The 23,149-nt window shown below is 37.3% G+C and carries 23 protein-coding genes and 1 other annotated feature; of the genes, 22 read left to right on the top strand and 1 reads right to left on the bottom strand.

Going from position 1 to position 23,149, the window contains the following annotated elements; genetic code table 11:
* Complete coding sequence (locus tag JR050_RS18710) at positions 1–1,278, bottom strand: replication-associated recombination protein A (protein WP_204205186.1); 1,278 nt, start codon at positions 1,276–1,278, stop codon at positions 1–3.
* A gap of 155 nt (positions 1,279–1,433) precedes the next feature.
* Between JR050_RS18710 and JR050_RS18705 the strand changes: the two genes are divergently transcribed.
* The 22 genes from JR050_RS18705 to JR050_RS18600 all read left to right on the top strand — a co-directional run bounded on the left by JR050_RS18705 (position 1,434) and on the right by JR050_RS18600 (position 23,003).
* Positions 1,434–2,108, top strand: coding sequence for a YczE/YyaS/YitT family protein (locus JR050_RS18705; protein ID WP_204205185.1), 675 nt, complete (start codon positions 1,434–1,436; stop codon positions 2,106–2,108).
* 44 nt (positions 2,109–2,152) lie between these two features.
* Positions 2,153–2,566, top strand: coding sequence for a cysteine metabolism transcriptional regulator CymR (gene cymR, locus JR050_RS18700; RefSeq protein ID WP_204205184.1), 414 nt, complete (start codon positions 2,153–2,155; stop codon positions 2,564–2,566).
* Between the two features lie 41 nt (positions 2,567–2,607).
* Positions 2,608–3,756, top strand: a complete 1,149-nt coding sequence (locus JR050_RS18695; RefSeq protein ID WP_204205183.1) for an IscS subfamily cysteine desulfurase — start codon at positions 2,608–2,610, stop codon at positions 3,754–3,756.
* Positions 3,757–3,761: 5 nt separating this feature from the next.
* Positions 3,762–4,877 carry a tRNA 2-thiouridine(34) synthase MnmA gene (mnmA, locus tag JR050_RS18690; protein WP_204205182.1) on the top strand — a complete coding sequence of 372 codons (1,116 nt, stop codon included), beginning with the start codon at positions 3,762–3,764 and terminating at the stop codon, positions 4,875–4,877.
* 87 nt (positions 4,878–4,964) lie between these two features.
* Complete coding sequence (locus JR050_RS18685) at positions 4,965–5,618, top strand: tetratricopeptide repeat protein (protein WP_204205181.1); 654 nt, start codon at positions 4,965–4,967, stop codon at positions 5,616–5,618.
* Positions 5,619–5,653: 35 nt separating this feature from the next.
* A complete protein-coding gene (gene recD2 / locus JR050_RS18680) occupies positions 5,654–8,008 on the top strand; it encodes an SF1B family DNA helicase RecD2 (protein ID WP_204205180.1) in 2,355 nt (784 codons plus the stop codon).
* A gap of 39 nt (positions 8,009–8,047) precedes the next feature.
* Positions 8,048–8,524 (top strand): PRC-barrel domain-containing protein, encoded by a 477-nt coding sequence (locus JR050_RS18675; protein ID WP_204205179.1) that lies wholly within the window; start codon positions 8,048–8,050, stop codon positions 8,522–8,524.
* A 20-nt stretch (positions 8,525–8,544) separates the two neighbouring features.
* A complete protein-coding gene (locus tag JR050_RS18670; RefSeq protein ID WP_204205178.1) occupies positions 8,545–8,733 on the top strand; it encodes a hypothetical protein in 189 nt (62 codons plus the stop codon).
* 26 nt (positions 8,734–8,759) lie between these two features.
* On the top strand, positions 8,760–8,891 hold the full coding sequence (locus JR050_RS18665; protein ID WP_204205177.1) for a YrzQ family protein: 132 nt from the start codon (positions 8,760–8,762) through the stop codon (positions 8,889–8,891).
* A gap of 189 nt (positions 8,892–9,080) precedes the next feature.
* A complete protein-coding gene (locus JR050_RS18660) occupies positions 9,081–10,145 on the top strand; it encodes an AI-2E family transporter (protein ID WP_204205176.1) in 1,065 nt (354 codons plus the stop codon).
* A 38-nt stretch (positions 10,146–10,183) separates the two neighbouring features.
* Positions 10,184–10,399 (top strand) — a binding site (T-box leader).
* Between the two features lie 61 nt (positions 10,400–10,460).
* Positions 10,461–13,097 carry an alanine--tRNA ligase gene (gene alaS / locus JR050_RS18655; protein ID WP_204205175.1) on the top strand — a complete coding sequence of 879 codons (2,637 nt, stop codon included), beginning with the start codon at positions 10,461–10,463 and terminating at the stop codon, positions 13,095–13,097.
* Between the two features lie 143 nt (positions 13,098–13,240).
* Positions 13,241–13,501 carry an IreB family regulatory phosphoprotein gene (locus JR050_RS18650; protein ID WP_149218382.1) on the top strand — a complete coding sequence of 87 codons (261 nt, stop codon included), beginning with the start codon at positions 13,241–13,243 and terminating at the stop codon, positions 13,499–13,501.
* A gap of 104 nt (positions 13,502–13,605) precedes the next feature.
* Positions 13,606–14,022: a Holliday junction resolvase RuvX gene (gene ruvX / locus JR050_RS18645; protein WP_204205174.1), complete on the top strand. Its 417-nt coding sequence runs from the start codon at positions 13,606–13,608 to the stop codon at positions 14,020–14,022.
* Positions 14,023–14,037: 15 nt separating this feature from the next.
* Positions 14,038–14,322, top strand: coding sequence for a DUF1292 domain-containing protein (locus JR050_RS18640; protein WP_204205173.1), 285 nt, complete (start codon positions 14,038–14,040; stop codon positions 14,320–14,322).
* A 496-nt stretch (positions 14,323–14,818) separates the two neighbouring features.
* On the top strand, positions 14,819–15,955 hold the full coding sequence (gene mltG, locus JR050_RS18635) for an endolytic transglycosylase MltG (RefSeq protein WP_204205172.1): 1,137 nt from the start codon (positions 14,819–14,821) through the stop codon (positions 15,953–15,955).
* 99 nt (positions 15,956–16,054) lie between these two features.
* Positions 16,055–16,696 carry an O-methyltransferase gene (locus tag JR050_RS18630; protein WP_204205277.1) on the top strand — a complete coding sequence of 214 codons (642 nt, stop codon included), beginning with the start codon at positions 16,055–16,057 and terminating at the stop codon, positions 16,694–16,696.
* Complete coding sequence (locus tag JR050_RS18625; RefSeq protein ID WP_204205171.1) at positions 16,693–17,622, top strand: peptidase U32 family protein; 930 nt, start codon at positions 16,693–16,695, stop codon at positions 17,620–17,622. Before JR050_RS18630 ends, JR050_RS18625 begins: the two co-directional genes overlap by 4 nt.
* 75 nt (positions 17,623–17,697) lie before the next feature.
* Complete coding sequence (locus JR050_RS18620; RefSeq protein ID WP_204205170.1) at positions 17,698–18,960, top strand: peptidase U32 family protein; 1,263 nt, start codon at positions 17,698–17,700, stop codon at positions 18,958–18,960.
* Positions 18,961–18,962: 2 nt separating this feature from the next.
* The gene (gene udk / locus JR050_RS18615; protein WP_204205169.1) at positions 18,963–19,598 is read left to right on the top strand and encodes a uridine kinase; all 636 of its coding nucleotides are present in this window, start codon (positions 18,963–18,965) and stop codon (positions 19,596–19,598) included.
* A gap of 269 nt (positions 19,599–19,867) precedes the next feature.
* Positions 19,868–20,344, top strand: a complete 477-nt coding sequence (gene greA, locus JR050_RS18610; RefSeq protein WP_204205168.1) for a transcription elongation factor GreA — start codon at positions 19,868–19,870, stop codon at positions 20,342–20,344.
* 57 nt (positions 20,345–20,401) lie between these two features.
* Positions 20,402–22,159 (top strand): peptidoglycan D,D-transpeptidase FtsI family protein, encoded by a 1,758-nt coding sequence (locus JR050_RS18605; protein WP_204205167.1) that lies wholly within the window; start codon positions 20,402–20,404, stop codon positions 22,157–22,159.
* Positions 22,160–22,274: 115 nt separating this feature from the next.
* Entirely contained in the window at positions 22,275–23,003 is a 729-nt protein-coding gene (locus JR050_RS18600) for a DUF1510 family protein (RefSeq protein ID WP_204205166.1), read from the top strand.
* Positions 23,004–23,149: the final 146 nt, after the last annotated feature.

Raw genomic sequence — 23,149 nt, 5'->3', positions numbered from 1 at the left:
TTAATTTTTATTATTCTTATTTATGTTTTCATAGATTGTCGCTAATGCTTGTTCAAATTTCCCTGTTTTCTTAGGCTCATAATACTTTCTCTTCTTTAAAGGATCTGGTAGGTATTGTTGTGGAACCCATCCCGATTCATAATCATGAGGGAATTTATATTCGACTCCCCGGCCCAATTCTTTTGCGCCATGATAATGGGCATCTTTTAAATGTAATGGGATATCTCCAATATTTCCTTTTCTAATATCATTTATGGCGGCATCAATCGCTGTAATTGCAGAATTGGATTTTGGTGATAAGCATAACTCAATAATAATTTGAGCAAGTGGAATCCGTGCTTCTGGGAAGCCAATTCGCTCGGCTGCTTCAATTGCTGATAAAGTTCTTGCGCCTGCACCAGGATTTGCCAGTCCGATATCTTCATAGGCAATGACTAACAATCTTCTGCTTATACTAACCATGTCTCCAGCTTCTATTAACCTACCTAGGTAATGTAATGCTGCATTTACATCACTTCCACGAATGGACTTCTGAAATGCAGATAAAACATCATAATGTCCATCACCATCTTTGTCATACTGTAAGCTTTTTTGCTGCATACACTCTTCTACAACAGTAACATCAATTTGTATGTTTCCTTCATTGTCAGGTTCAGTTGATAAGACCGCTAATTCAAGTGCGGTTAACGCAGCTCTAGTATCACCATTTGAGGAATAGGCTAAATGCTGCAATGCATCCTCAGTCAGTATTGCATGATATTTCCCTAACCCATTTTCATGATCTTGTAATGCACGGTTAATAAGTTCCATAATATCTTCTGGTGTTAAAGGTTTTAACTCAAATAAGCGACATCTACTTCTAATGGCTGGATTTATTGCGTGAAAGGGATTACTGGTTGTAGCTCCAATTAACGTTATTAATCCTTTTTCAAGGTGAGGTAATAAGAAATCCTGCTTTGCTTTATCTAAGCGGTGCACTTCATCTAAAATTAATAACAGTCTGCCAGACATCTTCGCCTCTTCAACCGCAATTTCCATATCCTTTTTATTATTAACGACCGCATTCAACATTCGAAACGGAATTTTCATACTACCTGCTAGTGCACGGGCAATGGACGTCTTTCCAACACCGGGTGGTCCGTATAAAATCATTGACGATAAATGACCTGCCTTTACCATTCGTTGAAGTATCTTTCCTTCTCCAACTAAGTGTTGTTGTCCGATTATATCTTCAATTGTACTAGGGCGCATTCTATACGCTAATGGTTGTTGATTCATCGTGTACTCTCCTACCTCATTACTATTTTTCTATGATAACATTGTTTTTTAAGCGATAAAAATGTAATCAACTACGAATTGTGCTATAATTTTTTCCGTAACAAGATTGCCAATGGGAAATCAGTGAAGATCTAGAGCGAGAGAAGGGTTCATTTATGAAGAGTGAGTCGAGAAGCAGATTACAGAGTTCTGTGATTAAGTGGTCTGTATTTTTTATTGGTTTAATGATTATGGCGTTTGGCATTGTCTTGATGATTAAAGCTGATATCGGAGTAGCCCCGTGGGATGTACTGCATATCGGTTTATATAAACAATTTGGTTTAACGATTGGTACATGGTCTATTATTATTGGTTTTTTAGTATTGTTTTCGACGAGTGTATTATCTAAATCATGGCCACAGATAGGTGCTTTTTTAAACATGTTGCTAGTCGGAGTATTTATTGACCTCTTCATGTTACTACCCTTTATTACGACTCCTTATCATTTAGTAGGCAGAATCGTAATGCTTATAGCAGGGGTAGCTATTATTGGGTATGGCATTGGGGTTTATATTTCGGCGAAACGTGGTGCTGGGCCAAGAGATACGTTAATGTTAGTCCTAACAGAAAAAACTGGATGGAAAGTATCTCGTACCCGGTTAGGCATGGAAGTAATTGTACTATCTGTAGGGTTTTTATTAGGTGGTCCTGTTTCTTTAGGTACTTTTTTATTTGGTTTTACAATTGGTCCGATCGTCGGTGTTACATTACCTCATTGCGAAAAGATCATGGAGAAATTTCTTCGCGTAAGTAACACAACCATCCAGGCTGAAATGACGATAAGTAAATAACGTTCTACTTTGAAGAATGATCGATATAAAAGGAGTGTTCGTCTGTGAAAATTTCAACTAAAGGAAGATATGGCTTAACCATTATGATTGAGCTTGCGAAGCAATATGGTAATGGTCCGATATCTTTAAAATCGATTGCTCAATCGTATGACCTTTCTGAGCATTACTTAGAACAGTTAATTTCACCATTACGTAATGCAGGACTTGTAAAAAGTATTAGAGGAGCATACGGTGGTTACTTGTTAGGAGAAGAACCAGCTGCTATCACTGCTGGGGATATTATTTCTGTTCTGGAAGGGCCAATAAATCCAGTTGAAGTTCTAGATGAAGAAGAACCAGCAAAACGTGATCTTTGGATTCGAATTAGGGACGCAGTACGAGAAGTATTAGATAACACAACGCTAGAAGATTTAGCGAACTACGAAGACGATCAGAACGCTTATATGTTTTATATTTAGGCTAAAATACTATCAGAACAACGTAGAAAGGAGTGAAAGCGGTGAAAGAAGCAATTTATGTAGATCATGCTGCAACGTCACCCGTGTATCCTGAAGTAGCAGAAAAGATGCTAGCTTTCATGACGACCACATTCGGAAATCCATCGAGTATTCACTCCTTTGGACGAAAAAGCAGACAAGCAATAGATGAGGCAAGAGAAAGCATTGCATCCAGCATTGGGTCGAAGGAAAGTGAAATTATCTTTACATCAGGTGGAACAGAAGCTGATAACCTGGCGATACTTGGAACAGCGATGGCCAATAGTGATAGAGGTAAACATATCATAACCACCTCAATTGAACATCACGCTGTACTTCATACTTGTGGGCAATTAGAAAGACAAGGATTTGAAGTGACGTATCTTCCAGTTGGTGTAGACGGACGTATACAAATGTCTGATTTTAAAGAGGCGTTACGTGATGATACGATTCTCGTTACAATTATGCTCGGTAACAATGAGGTTGGAACCATTCAACCTATACAAGAAATTTCAGATACATTATCTAACCATTCAGCGTATTTACACACAGATGCTGTACAAGCGTTTGGTGCAATACCAGTAAATGTAGATGACTTAAAGGTTGATTTATTATCTGTTTCCGGTCATAAAATTAATGGTCCAAAAGGTATAGGGTTTTTATATGTACGTGAAGGGACAAAACTTTCTTCCCTCACATTCGGAGGAGAACAAGAAAGAAAGAGAAGAGCTGGAACCGAAAATGTCCCGGGTATTCTTGGACTTGCAGAGGCTGTACTACTTTCACAAACTGACATGGAAAACCGTCAAAATACTTATAAGAGGTATAAAGATATTTTTAAATCGATCTTAAACGACAAAAATATTTCCTACGAAATAAATGGTAGTGAAGAACATGGACTACCACATATCTTTAATCTTTATTTTCCTGGAATGAATGTAGAATCCTTTCTAGTTAACTTAGATTTAGCAGGGATTGCGGCCTCAAGTGGATCTGCTTGTACAGCTGGTTCAATTGAACCGTCACACGTCATTGTTGCAATGTTTGGGACTGAATCTGAACGTGGTCGTTCATCAGTTCGTTATAGCTTCGGTTTAGGAAATACAGAAGAACAAATTACAAAAGTTGCAGAAGAAACAGTACGAATTGTGCAACGTTTAATGAGGAGGTGACAGCCATGACAACGAAAACACCTAGTGAAACTAGAGTAGTAATCGGTATGTCTGGTGGTGTTGACTCTAGTGTGGCAGCCCTCTTATTAAAAGAGCAGGGCTACGATGTAATTGGAATCTTTATGAAGAACTGGGATGATACAGATGAAACAGGCTTCTGTACAGCAACAGAAGATTACAATGATGTCATAAAAGTATGTAATCAAATCGGTATACCATACTATGCAGTTAACTTTGAAAAACAATATTGGGATAAAGTATTTACGTATTTCCTAGATGAGTACAAAGGTGGAAGAACACCTAATCCTGATGTGATGTGTAATAAGGAAATTAAGTTTAAAGCATTCCTTGAGCATGCGCTTGATTTAGGTGCGGATTATTTAGCAACTGGTCACTATGCAAAGGTAGGATTTGATGACGGTGAATATAAAATGTACCGCGCAAGCGATACTAATAAAGATCAAACTTACTTCCTAAATCAGTTAGGTCAAGATCAACTATCAAGGGTAATGTTTCCATTAGGAGATTTAACAAAACCAGAAGTGAGGGCAATTGCAGATAGAGCTGGCCTTGCGACAGCAAAGAAAAAAGATAGTACAGGAATATGCTTTATCGGTGAAAGAAACTTCAAGGACTTCCTTAAACAATACCTACCTGCACAACCTGGTACAATGCAGACTTTGTCTGGTGAAGTGAAGGGAAAACATGATGGATTAATGTATTACACAATCGGACAACGACAAGGTCTTGGTATTGGTGGAAGTGGAGACCCTTGGTTTGTTGTTGGGAAAAACCTAAAAGAAAATATTCTTTATGTGGAACAAGGCTTTGAAAATGAATTATTATATTCAGATACGATTACTGCAACGAATATTAGTTGGGTGTCAAATAAGCCGATACATGGAGAAGTGAAATGTACAGCTAAATTCCGCTATCGACAAGAGGACCATGGAGTTACAGTTCAAATTGTTGATGGTCAAAATGTAAGAGTGATTTTTGATCAACCTGTACGTGCTGTAACACCAGGACAAGCAGTTGTTTTTTACGATGGAGAAGTTTGCTTAGGTGGCGGTACGATTGACGATGTGTTTAGAAACTCAGAACAACTTTGGTATGTGTAACTAGAATAAATGAAACGATATAAACCTCAGCCTTTAGTGGTCTGAGGTTTTAAGATTGTTAACAACGTATAGTAGGAGGAACTAATCATGATAGATAAAAATAAACACGGAATCGAGCTTATGCAGGAAGGAAAGCTTGAGGAAGCGGCGAAAGTATTTACAGAAGCACTTGAGGAAAATCCACATGATCCAATCCTAAATGTAAACTTCGGAAATTTACTGGCTGCTATTGGAGAAACAGAGAAAGCACTTGCTTTCTATAAGCGTGCTATTGAGATTGATGAGAATATGGCTACTGCCTATTACAGCGCAGGAAATATTTATTTTGAATTAGAAGAACTGGAAAGTGCTACACATTATTTTTCTAAAGCCATTGAAAAAGGGTTAGAAAATCAAGATGTGTTCTTCATGTTAGGCATAACGTACATGTATCAGGAATTATTTAAACATGCATTACCCTATTTACAACGAGCAGCTGAACTTAATCCTGAGGATGAAGATGCTCTATTCCAATTCGGGATTTGCCAGGCGCAATTAGGGCTAATCGATGAAGCAATTAAAACGTTCGAAACACTAACAGATAGAGATGTTCAAAATGCAGACGTATACTTTAATTTAGGTGTTGCTTATGCATATAAAGAAAATGAATCGAAAGCGTTAGAACAATTCAATAAAGCAATAGAAATTCAACCTGACCATTTATTAGCTGGGAATGGGAAACGCTTGCTAGAACAACAATGATCTACTCAAATTAATAAGGAAAGGGGTGGGAATAGGTGAGTGAACAATATGTTAAAGGTTATCCAATTGTTACGATTTTTCATAATGCTTCGAACTTATACTCTGTTATTAGAATAAAGATTGAAGATACGAGTGAGAATTATGAAGATAAAGAAGCGATTGTTACCGGCTACTTTCCACCTCTTCAGGAACATGAAAGCTACACGTTCTATGGAACGTTTAAAGACCATCCGAAATTTGGTATTCAATATCATGTTACTCACTTTCAAAAGGAAGTACCCAAAACAGAACAAGGTGTCATTCAATATCTTTCTAGTGACTTATTCAAAGGAATTGGCAAGAAAACAGCTTCTAAAATCGTAGAAGTACTTGGTGAAAATGCGATTCGAAAAATTATGAATGATCCGAATGCGCTGAAAGATATTCCTGGTTTAACAGCAGATAAAGCTATAGAAATTGTGAAGACGTTACATGAGCACCAAGGACTAGAGCAAGTAATGATTACTTTGACTCAATATGGATTTGGTCCACAACTTTCAATGAAGATTTATCAAACATATCGAGATCAAGCTCTTGAAATGATCAAGAAAAATCCTTATCAGCTTATTGCTGATGTTGAAGGGGTCGGCTTTGCAAAGGCGGATGAACTTGGAAAGGCGATTGGCATTGTTGGTGAACATCCTGATCGAATCAAGGCAGGATGTTTATACATAATTGAACAGTTCTGTATGCAAGATGGTCACGTGTATGTGTTACTAGAACAGTTTGCGGAAAAAGTAAAACAATTATTAGAATCAAATCAATCACAACGTATTAATGAATCGGATGTTGAAAGGGAGATTAAACATCTCGTTGAGGAAGGTAAGTTGGTCAATGAAGGTAACCGATATTACATGCCATCATTATTTTTTGCTGAAAAGGGCTTTGTTTCGAGTGTGAAGCGAATACTTTCTCAGACAGAATATGAGGATCAATTTCCGGAATCTGAATTTCTTCTTGCACTAGGTTCTTTAGAGGAACGATTAAGCGTTCAATATGCTCCTTCTCAAAAAGAAGCGATTCAAAAAGCTCTTACTTCACCTATGTTGTTGCTAACTGGGGGCCCTGGTACAGGTAAGACAACTGTCATAAAAGGGATTGTTGAATTATATGCAGAACTGCATGGCTGTTCACTTGATCCCAAGGAATATAAAAAGGAAGAGCCTTTTCCGTTTTTATTAGTAGCTCCAACTGGACGAGCTGCCAAAAGGATGAATGAATCAACGGGTCTTCCGGCTGTAACAATTCATCGTTTGCTAGGATGGAATGGTGTTGATGGTTTCGATTATGATGAAGACAATCCAATTGATGGGAAAATATTAATTGTTGATGAAGTATCGATGGTTGATATGTGGTTAGCTAATCAACTATTCAAATCACTGCCAGAACATATTCAAGTGATTCTAGTTGGTGATGAAGATCAATTACCTTCTGTTGGACCTGGCCAAGTATTAAAGGATTTATTAGATTCTTCAAGTATTCCAACCGTTAAGCTTGTGGATATATTTAGACAATCAGAGGGCTCAACAATCATTCAACTTGCACATGAGATAAAAAAAGGATTACTACCACCTGATATTACGCTGCAAAAGCCAGATCGTTCCTTTTTTAAGTGTAATCAATATCAAGTGTTAGATGTAGTGAAAAAGGTCTGTTCAAATGCAATAAAAAAAGGATATTCCTCAAGAGATATTCAAGTGCTAGCACCCATGTATCGGGGTGCAGCTGGAATTGATAACTTGAATTTGGAGCTTCAAGCTCTTTTTAATCCTAAATCAGACCAAAAAAGAGAAATAGCTTTTGGAGATAAGGTGTATAGAGTAGGTGATAAAGTGCTCCAGCTCGTCAATCAACCTGACCAAAATGTGTTTAATGGAGATATGGGGGAGGTTGTATCCATCTTCTTTGCTAAGGAAAATGTTGAAAAGGAAGATCTCCTTGTTATCTCTTATGAAGGTACAGAGGTTACGTATAAAAAGCAAGACCTTACACAAATTACACATGCCTATTGTTGTTCTGTTCACAAATCACAGGGTAGTGAATTCCCAATTGTTATTTTCCCGGTTGTTCGAAGCTACTACAGGATGTTAAGAAGGAACTTAATTTATACCGCTATAACAAGAAGTAAAGAATTTCTAATATTATGTGGAGAAGAAGATACATTATTACAAAGCATTAATCGAACAGAAGATAACAAACGACAAACAACACTTAAGGAAAGAATGAATCGTCATTTAGGAAGTGGAGAATTACAACAAGTAGTAGTTGGAGTGGATGCTGAATTAGAGTTAAGTGTTGAAGCAGAAAGAAGAGCTATGGTAAACGTTTCTCCGTATGACTTTATGGATTAACGCAAAGGATAAGAATGTTCGGAAAGGGTGGGGGTACTTTTGCGAACGTTTACTCTTCTTAAAGGACAACCTGTATTTAATAAAAGTACGGGTGAGATTATTGGGCATGTATCCGATCTGAAGCTATCAATAGAAGGGAATATTGATTCCATTGTTATTGACCAAAAGGGCCTCTTTGGTCGAGATCGTCATATTCCCGTTCAAGATATTACATCCTTTGGACATGATGGGGTAATGATTAAACCCCATGAAGAATCTCAATCAGTTGGATATGATAAGGAGGGCCATTATCTATGCCACGGTCATGGATTAATCGGCCAAATGCTTTTTACAACTGAAGGAGAAAAGTTGGGAATTGTCGAGGATGTATACTTTGATGAGAATTTGGGCACAATCATAGGGTATGAAGTATCAGAGGGTTTTTTTGCCGATATTACCGAAGGAAAAAAAGTTGTGAAAACAGCAAATCCCCTTCAATTCGGACAAGATATAATCCTAATCGAAATTAACACGTAACCTGAGGAGGCCCCTTACCCGTGCAGTGCCCAAATTGTAAAAGTAAAGATATCGGAAAAATTGGTGTGAATCAATATTATTGTTGGAATTGCTTTATTGAACTCTCCGTATCAAAAGGAATACTCAATCTTCATCAAGTAGAAGAAGACGGAACATTAAGTTCGTTAGATGATTTATTCGGTGAAGAGGATCGAATCATCAATATGTAAACTACAACTTAAGGAGTGATTTGAGCATGAACAGAACGATGACAACGTTAGTTGCATTAGGTGTAGGTGCTTACGCGTACAAAATGGCAAGGGGAAATAATCTTATGTCTAACCGTACGATGAAACAACTCCGCAAACGAGTTACAAAAATGATGTAAGCTAAAAAAGGATCCCTTTGGGGTCCTTTTTTATTTTATCCATAATGCAAACCGTATAAAAAAAGACTAGAGCAAGTACCACCCGTCACGGACTTGATGCTGGCTGAGTTTTTCTAATTCTTATATGCATGTGCTTTTATGAATGAATTGTCATCATTTGGCTCACATTAACGAAGGGAGGGTCATCTGGTGAAAAAAATTAATATAGAGTGGATCTCACGTTTAGTAGCTCTTCTTTTACTTTTATTGTGTATCTTTATTTTCATTCGTCTAGAACCATTCTGGAATCCAATTTATCAAGCACTTCTAGCTATTATTGTACCTTTTATTCTCGCTTCATTTATCACTTATTTGCTACATCCTCTAGTAGAAAAATTACATGCTCAAAACATTCCTCGGCCTTTATCCATTTTAATTATTTATGTATTATTTTTTGGGAGTTTAGGACTAGCGCTCTATAAAGGAATTCCACAAATTCTAATTCAAATTAAAGAATTTGGTAATAACGTTCCTGCTATTTTTGAGACCTACAGAGGCTGGACGAATATGATTGATGAACAAACTAGTCGCTTGCCGGAGGGGTTACATGAACGAATTGAGGAATCGCTAGTTTCAGTTGAAGAAGGAATTGCCTCGACATTGGCATCTGCCATTGATGCAATCAAAGGAATTATTAATTACATTCTAATCATCGCAATCATTCCGTTTATTGTGTTTTATATGTTAAAAGATTACGACATGATCAAAAAATCTGTTTGGTATATGACACCTCGACGATACAGACGTTCTGGAATTCGGTTTTTAAAGGATATAGACCAGTCTTTAGGTAGCTATATTAGAGGTCAATTGCTTGTCTGCTTTCTTATTGGAATTATTGCAACAACAGGTCTATGGATTATAGGCATGAAATATCCTCTCTTACTCGGAACAATTATAGGGATTACAAATATTATACCGTACTTTGGTCCAATTATCGGAGCAGTTCCTGCCTTATTGATTGCCATAACAGTCTCTGGGAAAATGGTGTTATGGGTAGGCATATTAATATTCACTCTTCAATTTATTGAAGGTAATTTATTATCACCTATGATAGTCGGGAAAAGTTTGCATATGCATCCTGTTTTTATCATGTTTGCTTTAATAGCAGGAGGAGAAATAGGAGGAGTAATTGGACTCATTTTTGCAGTCCCAATGCTTGCCATTCTTAAGGTGACGATAATCCATGCAAAAGCCCATTTTACAAAGCAGCATTGACAAACGACTTTTGAGTTGTCTATAATAGCGACATAATAAGAAAATCAATGAAGGAACGAGTAAGTTAAAGTCCATCTTAAAGAGAGGAATTCCCGGATCGGCTGAGAGGAATTCTAGGTGAAGGTTAACTGAAGGCTACTCCAGAGTGTAGAAAAAATCTACCGTCTTTCTACGTTACAGAAATCTGAGGTGATGATTACAGTCTTTTGTAATCATAATCAGGGTGGTACCGCGAGCTAACTCTCGTCCCTGTTTTTATAACAGGGGTGGGAGTTTTTTTATTTTTATTGGAAATTAATTTAGGAGGATAAAAAGATGAAGTATTTAACATCAGCACAAGTAAGACAAATGTTTTTAGATTTCTTTAAAGAAAAAGGTCATACTGTTGAACCTAGTCGACCTCTAGTACCACATGAAGATCCATCACTACTATGGATTAACAGTGGTGTAGCAACATTAAAAAAGTATTTTGACGGGCGAGTAATACCTGAAAATCCACGTATTTGTAATGCTCAGAAATCAATTCGAACAAATGACATCGAAAACGTCGGAAAAACAGCAAGACATCATACATTTTTCGAAATGCTTGGCAATTTTTCAATCGGTGATTATTTCAAAACAGAATCCATTCACTGGGCATGGGAGTTTTTAACGAGCAAAGAATGGATTGGGTTTGACCCTGAAAAGTTATCAGTAACCATTCATCCAGAAGATGAAGAAGCATATAAAATTTGGGTTGAAGATATTGGTATACCCAAAGAGCGCATTATCCGCTTAGAAGGAAACTACTGGGACATCGGTGAAGGACCAAGTGGACCGAATACAGAAATTTTCTATGATCGTGGACCGAATTATGGTGATGACCTGAACGATCCAGAACTATATCCTGGCGGTGAGAATGAACGATATTTAGAAGTATGGAACCTAGTGTTCTCTCAGTTCAACCATAATCCAGATGGAACGTACACTCCACTTCCTAAGAAGAACATCGATACAGGAATGGGTCTTGAGAGAATGGTGTCTGTTATTCAAGATGTGCCTACAAATTTTGATACAGATTTATTCATCCCAATCATCGAGGCTACTGAACAAATTTCTGGACAAAAGTACCGTGAAACAAAAGAGAAGGACGTTGCATTCAAAATAATTGCTGACCATATTAGAACTGTAACTTTTGCTATAGGAGATGGGGCACTTCCTTCTAATGAAGGCAGAGGATATGTATTACGTCGATTATTAAGAAGAGCGGTTCGGTATGCTAAGCAACTTACTATTCAAAGACCATTTATGTTTGAGCTAGTACCTGTTGTTGCAGACATTATGGTGGAATTCTATCCGGAAGTAAAAGGAAAAACAGAGTTCATACAGAAGGTAGTAAAAAATGAAGAAGAGCGTTTCCATGAAACGTTACATGATGGACTTGCGATCCTATCATCTGTCATGAAGTCTCAAAAAGAACAAAATCAAACGGTAATTCCAGGGGCTGATGTTTTCCGACTTTATGATACGTACGGATTTCCAGTAGAGTTAACAGAAGAGTACGCAGAAGAAGAAGGAATGACGATAGATCATGCTGGCTTTGAAAAGGAAATGGAAAATCAGCGTGAAAGAGCAAGAGCTGCTAGACAAGACACAGGCTCAATGCAAGTTCAAGGCGGCGTACTCGGTGATATAACAGACAAGAGTGATTTTGTTGGATACGAAAACTATGAAGAGAGTTCAACCATCCTTCAAATTGTTAGTGGAAATGAATTTGTGGAAGAGCTTGTCTCCGGTCAAGAAGGACAGCTCGTGTTAAGCACAACTCCTTTCTATGCTGAAAGTGGTGGCCAAGTTGCTGACAAAGGATATATCCTTTCTAATGGGGTAAAAGTATTCGTTAAGGATGTACAAAAAGCTCCAAATGGACAAAACCTACATCACGTATTCGTTGAAGAAGGAACACTTCAAAAAGGAATGCAGGTTACTGCGCAAATTGATACTAGTATCCGCGCAGATATTATTAAAAACCATACGGCTACACATTTATTACACCAGGCTCTTAAGGATGTTTTAGGAACTCATGTTAATCAAGCTGGTTCATTAGTTACTCCAGATCGCCTCCGCTTCGATTTCTCTCACTTCGGACAGGTAAAGCAAGAAGAATTAGAGAGAATAGAATCCATCGTTAACGAGAAAATATGGGAGAGTATTAAAGTCGAAATCTCAAATAAGTCTCTTGATGAAGCAAAATCTATGGGAGCTATGGCTTTATTCGGTGAGAAATACGGAGATGTTGTACGCGTAGTAAAGATTGGTGAATACAGCTTAGAATTATGTGGTGGTTGTCACGTGCCGAACTCTGCTGTGATCGGTTTATTTAAAATCTTATCTGAATCTGGTATTGGTGCAGGAACAAGAAGAATTGAAGCTGTTACTGGTAAAGCTGCATACGGTGTTATGAATGACCAAATCAATCTTCTAAAAGAAGCTTCTAGCAAATTAAAGGCAAATCCTAAGGATCTCGTTGGCAGAATTGAAGCCCTGCAAGGAGAAATGAAACAATTACAACGTGAAAATGAATCAATGTCTGCTAAATTAGGTAATATACAAGCAGGTAATCTGATCAATGAAGTTAAAGAAATTAATGGTGTTAAAGTACTTGCAAGTAAAGTAAACGCATCTGACATGAACAATCTTCGTTCAATGGTGGATGAATTGAAAACAAAAATTGGTTCTGGTATTGTGATCCTTGGTTCAGCTTCTGGTGAAGATAAAGTGAACCTATCTGCTGGAGTAACTGAAGACTTAATCTCTAAAGGTTATCATGCTGGAAAGTTAATTAAAGAAGTTGCGACGCGATGTGGCGGCGGCGGTGGTGGCCGTCCTGATATGGCTCAAGCTGGCGGAAAAGATCCAAACAAGCTAGACGAAGCACTAGCATATGTACAAGAATGGGTTCAATCTATTTAAATAAAGTCAAGTTGGTGAGCTAGTCTCACCAGCTACTTACATAAAAATAGAGTAATTTTATTCAATTGCTTTATTATAAGAATTGGTTAGTGTACAATGAAGGTAAATGTTGACAAGCTTTTGCTTGGGAGTGAGGTGTAAACATGAGCTCTTTTGATAAGACAATGAAATTCAATATTCAAGATGAGCAACTTGATACAAATGTGGATGATGTACTTTTCACTGTATACGATGCGCTTCAAGAAAAAGGATACAATCCGATTAATCAAATCGTTGGATATTTATTATCGGGTGATCCAGCTTATATTCCTAGACATAACGACGCTAGAAATATAATCCGTAAACTTGAACGTGATGAACTAATTGAAGAGTTAGTAAAGTCATACTTAGCGAACAGAAAGTAATAGTCCCTAACCAACTTGCAGAAGTTTTGTGAATTCCCTCTAATAGCAGTGGGAGCGGTCGCTACCCCATTGGTGGTGGCTAGATTGAGATTTTGAGGTATAGAATGAGAATATTAGGTTTAGACGTTGGTACAAAAACAGTTGGAGTAGCTGTTAGCGATGAAATGGGTTGGACTGCTCAAGGGCTTGAAACGATACAAATAAATGAAGAAAAAAAAGAGTTTGGATTTAAACGTTTAAAGGAAATTATTGAAGAATATGATGCAGATTCAATAGTAGTAGGACTTCCCAAAAATATGAACGGAACAATAGGTCCACGCGGTGAAGCATGCCAAATGTATGCAGAAATGTTAAAGGAGACCTTCGGGTTGCCTGTTCAATTATGGGACGAGCGATTATCAACGATGGCCGCAGAAAGAATTTTAATTTCGGCAGACGTAAGTCGTAAAAAACGTAAAAAAGTTATTGATAAACTAGCAGCATCAGTTATTCTACAAGGATTTTTAGACAGCAAAAAATGATGAGGTGACAAGGAAATGGAACACGGTGAAAAGCAAATAACAGTTATTGATGATAATGGAAACGAACAATTATGTGAGGTACTCTTCACATTTGATAGCGAAGAATTCGGTAAATCTTACGTACTATACTATCCACTTGGAACAGACGAAGATGAAGAGGACATTGAGATTCATGCTTCAAGCTTCAAGCAAGGTGAAAACGATGAAGGTGAATTATCACCTATTGAAACAGAAGAAGAGTGGGATATGATCGAAGAAATGCTAAACGCTTTCCTTGACGAAGAGGAAGACGGAGAGTAATAAATGAAACGAGCCTATGGGCTCGTTTTTTTATTGTTAAGGAAATTATAAAATATATCACTTGTGTATAACTAAGTGTGTGTCTTTTGAGTCCAGCTCCAGCACCAAGCCCGCCTGAGGTCAAATAACAAGGAGTTAATAAAAGGGAAGAACACCCTTTTATTAACTCCGAAACATTTGCTATGCCTGAGGCTAAACGGGGCGGCCCGAGCCTTTTGTTCTATGTTTTGTTTCTTTTGAATTCAATTTTTTTGTATAGTGTAATGGAACGGAAGACACTTTCTCCCCCGCGGAAAGCAAGTGTCTGCAGTGGAATGGAACGACCTAGCCTAAGCTACTGTATATGTGCAATATATTAGAAGAATCCTTCCCTTAAGATCACCTTTCGATAGCAATGGAACAGAAAAAGGAAATAACTGTATGAAATTTTTGTGATTTATTGACGAAATAGATGGAAATTGTAGTATAATAGGACTGTTGAGGGGAGGGGACATCGATGACTTCCATCGGTTCTGATTCAAATAAAGAGGAATTTAAAGAGAAACTATTAGAAAAACATAAAGAAGCGAAGCTAGTAAGAAGAATAGTATTGATTTCTACGATTGTAATATTTTTAATAATAGGTTCAGTTATAACGTTTGGTTATTTATATATTAAATCTGCGTTAGAACCAGTTGACCCAAAAGATAAAAAGCCTATCGAAGTAACGATACCAATTGGCTCTTCGTCTCGAAAGATTGCATCAATTTTAGAAGAAAACAAAGTAATTAAAGATGACAAAGTATTCCGTTATTATGTGAAGTTTAAGAACGAGTCAGGCTTTATGGCTGGTGACTACAAACTAAATCAGTCAATGACATTCGATGAAATTATTGCAAGCTTAAAATCGGGTAGAATTCTTCAAGAAGCAGTATTCTCGTTAACATTACCAGAAGGTAAACAACTTGTAGAAATTACGAAGATTCTCTCTGAAAAAACAGGGTATACCGAAGAGGAATTAATGACGCAACTGAATGATAGAAAGTTCCTTGAGGACTTAATGGCGAAGTACCCAACTGTATTAACAGATGAAATTTTCCAGGAAGGAATTCGCTATCCACTAGAAGGGTATTTATATCCTGCAACTTATTCTTATTATAAAGAGAAACCAAGTATTGAAGAGTTAATTACCCCAATGCTGGAAAAAACAGAAGAGATATTTTTAGTATATCAAGAAGAAATGATTGAAAAAGATATGTCGGTTCACCAATTATTAACGTTTGCTTCTTTAATTGAAGAAGAAGCAACACAAAAAACAGATCGTGAGAAGATAGCGAGTGTCTTCTATAACAGACTTGACCAGGGCATGAAGCTCCAAACTGACCCGACTGTTTTATATTCACTAGGTGAACATAAAGATCGTGTCTTATATGATGATTTAGAAGTAGAGTCACCATATAACACATATGTGATAACAGGTATTCCAGTTGGACCGATTGCGAATGCTGGTGAAATGTCCATCAAAGCAACGATTAACCCAGGAGAAACAGATTACTTATACTTCCTTGCAGCAAAGGATGGCGAAGTCCATTACGCGAAGACTTTGGATGAGCACAACAGACTTAAGGCAAAATATATTACAAACCAAGACTAATAACAGTTATGACTAGGAAAAAGGGGTGCGAAAAAAGTTCGCATTCCCTTTTTTATTGTGGTAAAATATATCGAGTTGTGATGAGATGGAGGCATAATGATGGTACCATCAGAAATGGAACAGTATTTGCATGCATTAATTCCTGAGAGAGAGCCTCTTTTGATGGAGATTGAGCGATATGCAAAAGAAAATGAAGTTCCGATTATGGAACTAATTGGAATAGAGGCACTGATGCAGTTCTTAAGGCTTATAGAGCCAACTTCCATTTTAGAAGTGGGAAGTGCAATTGGCTATTCTGCACTAAGAATGGCAAAAACGATTCCAAACGTGAACATTGTTACGATAGAAAGAGATCAAGAGCGCTATGATAGAGCGCTTTATTATATTGATAGAGCAAATGCCAAAGATCAGATTGAAATTATCTTAGGTGACGCGTTAGAGGTGTCACTTACTCAAACTTTCGATGTGATTTTTATTGATGCGGCAAAGGGGCAGTATACAAGATTTTTTGAGAAATATGAAAAATTACTCAATGATAACGGAGTAATTATTAGTGATAATGTCCTATTTAAAGGATTTGTTGCAATGGATAACTCTGATAAACATAGAAGAACAAAGAGTCTGATCAAAAAGATTCATGATTATAATACATGGCTAATGCAAAATCCTAACTATAATACAACAATTTTGCCGATTGGGGATGGCATAGCAATTAGTAAGAAAAAGAGGGTGACAGAATGAAAAAACCTGAGTTATTAGTAACACCTACTAAGCTTGAGGATGTGAAGCCTCTAATCGAAGCAGGAGCGGACGCTATCATGATCGGTGAACAACGTTTCGGCTTACGTTTAGCAGGCGAATTTTCAAGAGAAGATGTAAAGACTGCAACCTCAATTGCCCATGCTGCAGGCAGAAAAGTGTATGTAGCTATGAATGCGATTTTTCATAATGAAAAAGTGGACGAGCTTGAAGACTACTTAACGTTCCTTCAAGAGGTAAAGGTCGATGCCGTTGTATTTGGAGATCCGGCCGTTTTGATGGCTGCAAAACAGGTAACGCCTTCAATCCCTCTTCATTGGAACACAGAAACAACAGCAACAAACTGGTTTACATGTAATTACTGGGGAAGAAAAGGTGCGAAGAGAGCTGTACTGGCACGTGAAATTAACATGGATGCGATTGTGGAAATGAAAGAAAATGCAGAAGTTGAATTAGAGGTTCAGGTTCATGGAATGACGTGTATGTTCCAATCAAAACGTACACTACTTGGAAACTATTACGAATTCCAAGGTAAATCATTGGAAATTGAGAAACTGTCGCAAGACCAAACCCTATTTCTGCATGACAAAGAGCGTGAAAATAAATATCCAATCTTTCAAGATGAAAATGGAACTCATATTATGAGTCCTAATGATATTTGTATCATTGACGAACTGGAAGAAATGATTGATGCAGGTATAGATTCATTAAAAATTGATGGTATATTAAAAAGCACGGAATATATGATTGAGGTCACGAAGAAATATCGACTTGCAATTGATCTCTGCGTAGATGATCGTGATGCATATGAGGACCAAAAAGCAGAATTACTGGAAAGTATAGAGGCAATTCAACCTTCAAACCGTCCGCTTGATACTGGGTTTTTCTTTAAGGAAACCGTTTATTAATAAGCTGGACGATTGAATGTTACTTGTAATGTAAAAGCACTTATACAGAGTATGAAGAACAAAGGAGGAGAAGATATGGCAATTGGTCAAATTTCACAAGTTGTGAATGGGAAGCGTATTGTTACAAAAAAACCCGAACTACTAGCCCCTGCCGGCAACTTAGAGAAACTCAAAATTGCGGTTCGCTATGGTGCTGATGCTGTATTTATCGGTGGACAAGAGTACGGATTGCGTTCAAATGCCGATAATTTCTCGTTTGAGGAAATGGCAGAGGGAGTTCGCTTTGCCAAAGAATATGGAGCGAGAATTTATGTAACCACAAATATATTTGCACACAATGAAAATATTGACGGTCTAGATGATTATCTGAGTGGTATTCAAGAAGCTGGAGTTCACGGTATTATCGTGGCAGATCCACTTATCATCGAGACGTGTAAAAGAGTAGCACCTAAACTTGAAATTCATTTAAGCACGCAGCAATCTCTTTCTAACTGGAAAGCCGTTCAATTTTGGAAGGAAGAAGGTTTAGAACGTGTCGTACTTGCACGTGAGACAAGCTATGAAGAAATTAAAGAAATGAAAGAAAAAGTGGATATTGAGATTGAAACATTCATTCATGGTGCAATGTGTATTGCCTATTCTGGGCGTTGTACGTTAAGTAATCACATGACTGCTCGTGATTCAAATCGTGGAGGTTGCTGTCAATCATGTCGTTGGGACTATGATTTGTATGCACAAAATGGTGAAGCCGAAAACCCACTATTTGCTGAGGAAGATGCGCCGTTTGCAATGAGTCCAAAAGATTTAAACTTACTTCAATCCATTCCTAAAATGATTGAAGTTGGAATTGATAGCCTGAAAATTGAAGGCCGAATGAAGTCTATACACTACGTAGCAACAGTCGTAAGTGTTTACCGTAAAGTGATAGATGAATATTGTGCAGATCCAGATAACTTCGTATTTAAACAAGAATGGATTGACGAATTAGATAAGTGTGCAAACCGTGAGACGGCTCCTGCATTTTTTGAGGGAGTTCCTGGGTATAAAGAGCAGATGTATGGAAATCATAGCAAGAAAACAACCTATGATTTTGCAGGACTTGTTCTTGATTTCAATATTGATACAAACATCGTGACGTTGCAACAACGTAACTTCTTTAAAAAAGGAGACGAAATTGAATTCTTTGGACCAGAAATTCAAAACTTCACACAAATAGTCGATACAATTTGGGACGAATATGGTAATGAGCTTGATGCTGCAAGACACCCACTTCAGATTGTAAAGTTTAAAGTGGATCGTCCAGTATTCCCTTACAACATGATGCGAAAGGAGAATTAATAATGGGAAGAAAGCCCATTGTGATTGGGATCGCTGGTGGATCTGGTTCTGGAAAAACAAGTGTTACCAAAGCAATATATCAACATTTTAAAGGTCACTCCATTTTATTATTAGAGCAAGACTCTTATTATAAGGATCAAACGGATTTGCCAATGGAGGAACGACTCAAAACCAATTACGATCATCCTCTGGCATTTGATAATGACCTTCTAATTAAACATATGAAAGTACTGCTTGATTATAGAGATATTGATAAACCTGTTTATGATTATAAACTGCACACAAGATCTCAAGAGGTAATCCATGTAGAACCGAAAGATGTTATCATCCTCGAAGGTATACTAGTATTAGAGGATGAGCGACTCCGCGCCTTAATGGATATTAAGTTATTTGTAGATACTGATGCAGATCTTAGAATTATTAGAAGAATGCTTCGAGATATTAAGGACCGTGGTCGATCTATTGATTCAGTAATTGATCAATATGTTTCGGTAGTAAGACCCATGCATAATCAATTTATCGAGCCGACGAAAAGATATGCTGACGTGATCATTCCTGAAGGTGGGCATAATCACGTTGCGATTGATTTAATGGTGACGAAAATTCAAACAATTCTTGAAGAAAAAGCAATTTTGTAATAGCATAGATAAAGACAACTACAATATAATACGTTTAATAAGTAGTAGAGGCAATGTGCTTGCCTCTACCTTATTACATTCAGGTAAGCAACGTACATACTAGAAATAAAATCATGTTCTGTTTTCTTAAAGTTAGTTGTTATGAATGCACCTTATTTGTTTTCAACCAAAAGGCGAAATGAAAAATGAACAATGAATGGTCGAGGTATCTCATATTGTACAAGTACTGTATATAAGGAGTACCTTTATAAATTGAAGGAGTGAATGATATGTCAGCTGAAAAAACGTACCCAATGACGAAAGCAGGAAAAGAAAAATTAGAACAAGAGCTTGATCACTTAAAATCGGTTAAACGTAAAGAAGTTGTTGAGCGTATTAAAATTGCTCGTGGCTTCGGTGATCTATCTGAGAACTCAGAATACGATGCAGCAAAAGATGAGCAAGCATTCGTTGAAGGTCGCATTAGCTTGCTAGAAAATATGATTCGTAAAGCAGTAATCATTGAAGAAGTAGCAGGAAATTCTAAAGTAGTATCTTTAGGAAAAACGGTTACTTTTATAGAACTTCCTGATGGTGAAGAAGAAACTTACACAATTGTAGGTAGTGCAGAGGCAGATCCGTTCGAAGGGAAAATATCTAATGACTCTCCAATTGCAAAGAGCTTAATGGACAAACAAGTCGGAGATAAAGTGACAGTACAAACTCCTGGTGGAGACATTTTAGTCGAAATTAAATCAATTCAATAATATTCATACTTATAAAAATGGTTCACCTCGTCGACAATGTTGACGAGGTGTTTTTTTATGATAATACGAAAACGGGCAACTATTTTTATCGTTATTACTTTTTTATTTTTGTTAGGACTCATTTATAGGTTAGCAGAAATTCAGTTAATTCGAACTGAATCATTTTCTGCAAGTAAAGTAAATCTCATAGAAGAGAGTGTTAGACAACGTACTCAGGTAATGGTATTAGATCAAGGACGGGGTCGATTTGTTGATCGAAACGGAAAGGCGTTGACTCACGATTATTTTCCTAGTCTCATATTGTTTCCATTCTTAAAGCATACACAATGGCCAGTTGAGGAATTAGCTTCAATCTTACAGGTTCCTTCAAGTGAGATAATAAAGTCTATTAAAGATATTAAAGAACCTATTGTCTATGGAGCACCAGATCCTGTTGCCCTATCTGAAACACAAATGGAGCAAATTAATAAATTGAAAATACCGGGTGTATTCGCGGTACATCGTCAGTCAAAGGTAGAGGACTTAGTAGCTGAGCATCTAATAGGAATCATCCGCCAAGATAGAGATCAAGTTCTGAAAAGATATGCTGACAAGGTAGAGGAAGGCAATCTCTCTGTTCATACACCAATTGGAATCCTTGGCTTACAACAAGTATTTGATGAGTTTTTGTTGCCTGAAGGTGAATCAAAACTCATGTATCATGTTGATAACCAAGGTGGACCACTATTCGGTATTGATGTGAAATATACAGCACCGGCAAATCCGTATTATCCAATTTCGATACAAACAACGATTGATAAATCGATACAAGAGGAAGTAGAAAAGATTACGACTGATACAAAGCTGAAAAAGGGAGGTGTAGTCCTCTTAGATATTAAAACGAATGAAATTGTTGCAATGGTAAGTAGTCCTAGCTTAAATCATTCTAATCCCTTTTCCTCTGAAGGGGGAGCGCATAACTATTTATTAGAGCCTCAAATACCAGGGTCTGTTTTTAAGACAATCGTTGCAGCTGCTGCAATTGAAAATAATATCATTACACCAAATCGCCTGTTTAATTGTGATCTTGATATATATGGCCAAATAGATGATCATAAGCTGGGGCAACTGAATTTTGAAGATAGCTTTGCTCAAAGTTGTAATCAAACGTTTGCAAGCTTAGCGAATGAACTTGTAAAACATAAGCCAAGTACAATTGAAGATTTCGCTAACAAATTAGGGCTTATTCAGCCTGTTGGCTGGAATGGTGATGTCTTTCATTTTGATGACTTCAATCAACTTCCAGTAAATCGTTCCGGGCGTATTTGGGAAGATGATACTGATAAATCTGCTGAAAGAGCTGTAAGTCAAACTGCCATTGGACAGAAAGAGGTTCGAGTTACGCCACTTGCTGTGGCAAATATGATGGGAACCATTGCCAGAGGTGGAGAAAAAAAACAAGTTAAAGCTGTATCAAAGATTCTTTATAAAAATGGCTCAACTTTGTTTACCTTTAAGGATCAAGCGCTTGAGGGAGAAGCACTTTCACCATACACGATTGCTAAACTACAACAGTTACTTCATCGGGTTGTAACTGATCCGAAAGGGACTGGAAGAAGGTTTCAAGCGTTAGATACAGAGGTGGCAGGTAAATCTGGTACTGCAGAGACAGGTCGAGAAAATATACAAAAAGAAAAGCTATATAATAAATGGTTTGCGGGCTATTTTCCTGCGACTAGTCCGAAATACGCACTAGTCGTAGTCGAGCTAGATGTTCCAGGGAATCAAGCGGTAACGAATGATGTGTTTTATAAAATTGTAGATTCACTTGAGTAATCAATATAGTTATAAAGTCCCCTCCTCTATATAGGTAAAATAAATCTTCATGTCTAGTACTAACAATGCTAGAATAGAAGGTAAGCTAAAAATGTTACTTGGGAGGAAGATTCAGGTGGATTTTAAGGACTTATATGAGGGACCACGTTTTGAAAAAAGAGCGAAAAGACGAAAAGTAAATAAGCTTTTAAATATTGGAATTGTACTAGTGGTTATAGGAATTGTTTTTTTCTCTTATAAATTGTTTTTTGGAGGCACTGAACAAGCTTCTACTGAAGTAAGCAGTGAGAAGACGATTACAAGTGCGAAAGACCTTCCAGCTGCTGATGAGAAGGAAAAGGAAGAAGAGCCTTTAGAGGAAGAAACGAATACAGAAGATGACACGAAAGAGACAACAGAAGAAGAAAGTGAAGTTGAAGAAGTAGAACCGGCAACAAAAGAAACAGAGAAGACTATAGAAAATAGTGAGGACCCGAACGTAAAAGAAACCATTGTAAATGAAGCATGGAAGCCAGTTGGTACCACGCAAGCTGAACCTCATGTTGCTACATATGATTCGAAGTCTACTGATTGGCAGGAAATGATGAAGGCATTAGAGTATGCAACAGGCCTAACCCAACAAGACTGGATCTTATGGAGAATTGGAAATGGTGGTAGTCCCAATCATGCACAAGGTGTTGTCTCAACAAAAGACAAAAAATATGTATATCGTGTGCAAATGGAATGGGTAAAAGGTGAAGGCTGGAAACCTAGTAAGCTTGAAACATTAAATCAAGTACCAGCTGAATATACAGGAACTTCAATGAATTCAACAAATGAAGCAGAAACATCTACTGAGGAATAGGTGAAAGAGGCAGGGCCAAAAGTATTTTCGCGAAGAAAAATCCGAACAATCATCTCAAATTCGTTTAATAGGATTTGAATGAGTTCGGATTTTTTTTATTTATTTTTTTGAGACTACGTTTTGTTTTAAGGTATGTTCTAGCTGTT

Source organism: Bacillus suaedaesalsae, assembly GCF_016890225.1.
Taxonomy (GTDB): Bacteria; Bacillota; Bacilli; order Bacillales; family SA4; genus Bacillus_BS; species Bacillus_BS suaedaesalsae.
Note: the sequence above shows the minus strand (reverse complement) of the source record. Positions and strands in the feature narration are given on the sequence as shown.

Bases quoted from the DNA above. Each gene is read 5' to 3' on its own strand.
- JR050_RS18710 (WP_204205186.1), bottom strand. From the start codon at position 1,278: ATGAATCAACAACCATTAGCGTATAGAATGCGCCCTAGTACAATTGAA.
- JR050_RS18705 (WP_204205185.1), top strand. From the start codon at position 1,434: ATGAAGAGTGAGTCGAGAAGCAGATTACAGAGTTCTGTGATTAAGTGG.
- mnmA (WP_204205182.1), top strand. From the start codon at position 3,762: ATGACAACGAAAACACCTAGTGAAACTAGAGTAGTAATCGGTATGTCT.
- JR050_RS18685 (WP_204205181.1), top strand. From the start codon at position 4,965: ATGATAGATAAAAATAAACACGGAATCGAGCTTATGCAGGAAGGAAAG.
- JR050_RS18665 (WP_204205177.1), top strand. From the start codon at position 8,760: ATGAACAGAACGATGACAACGTTAGTTGCATTAGGTGTAGGTGCTTAC.
- alaS (WP_204205175.1), top strand. From the start codon at position 10,461: ATGAAGTATTTAACATCAGCACAAGTAAGACAAATGTTTTTAGATTTC.
- JR050_RS18650 (WP_149218382.1), top strand. From the start codon at position 13,241: ATGAGCTCTTTTGATAAGACAATGAAATTCAATATTCAAGATGAGCAA.
- ruvX (WP_204205174.1), top strand. From the start codon at position 13,606: ATGAGAATATTAGGTTTAGACGTTGGTACAAAAACAGTTGGAGTAGCT.
- JR050_RS18640 (WP_204205173.1), top strand. From the start codon at position 14,038: ATGGAACACGGTGAAAAGCAAATAACAGTTATTGATGATAATGGAAAC.
- mltG (WP_204205172.1), top strand. From the start codon at position 14,819: ATGACTTCCATCGGTTCTGATTCAAATAAAGAGGAATTTAAAGAGAAA.
- JR050_RS18630 (WP_204205277.1), top strand. From the start codon at position 16,055: ATGGTACCATCAGAAATGGAACAGTATTTGCATGCATTAATTCCTGAG.
- JR050_RS18625 (WP_204205171.1), top strand. From the start codon at position 16,693: ATGAAAAAACCTGAGTTATTAGTAACACCTACTAAGCTTGAGGATGTG.
- JR050_RS18620 (WP_204205170.1), top strand. From the start codon at position 17,698: ATGGCAATTGGTCAAATTTCACAAGTTGTGAATGGGAAGCGTATTGTT.
- udk (WP_204205169.1), top strand. From the start codon at position 18,963: ATGGGAAGAAAGCCCATTGTGATTGGGATCGCTGGTGGATCTGGTTCT.
- greA (WP_204205168.1), top strand. From the start codon at position 19,868: ATGTCAGCTGAAAAAACGTACCCAATGACGAAAGCAGGAAAAGAAAAA.
- JR050_RS18605 (WP_204205167.1), top strand. From the start codon at position 20,402: ATGATAATACGAAAACGGGCAACTATTTTTATCGTTATTACTTTTTTA.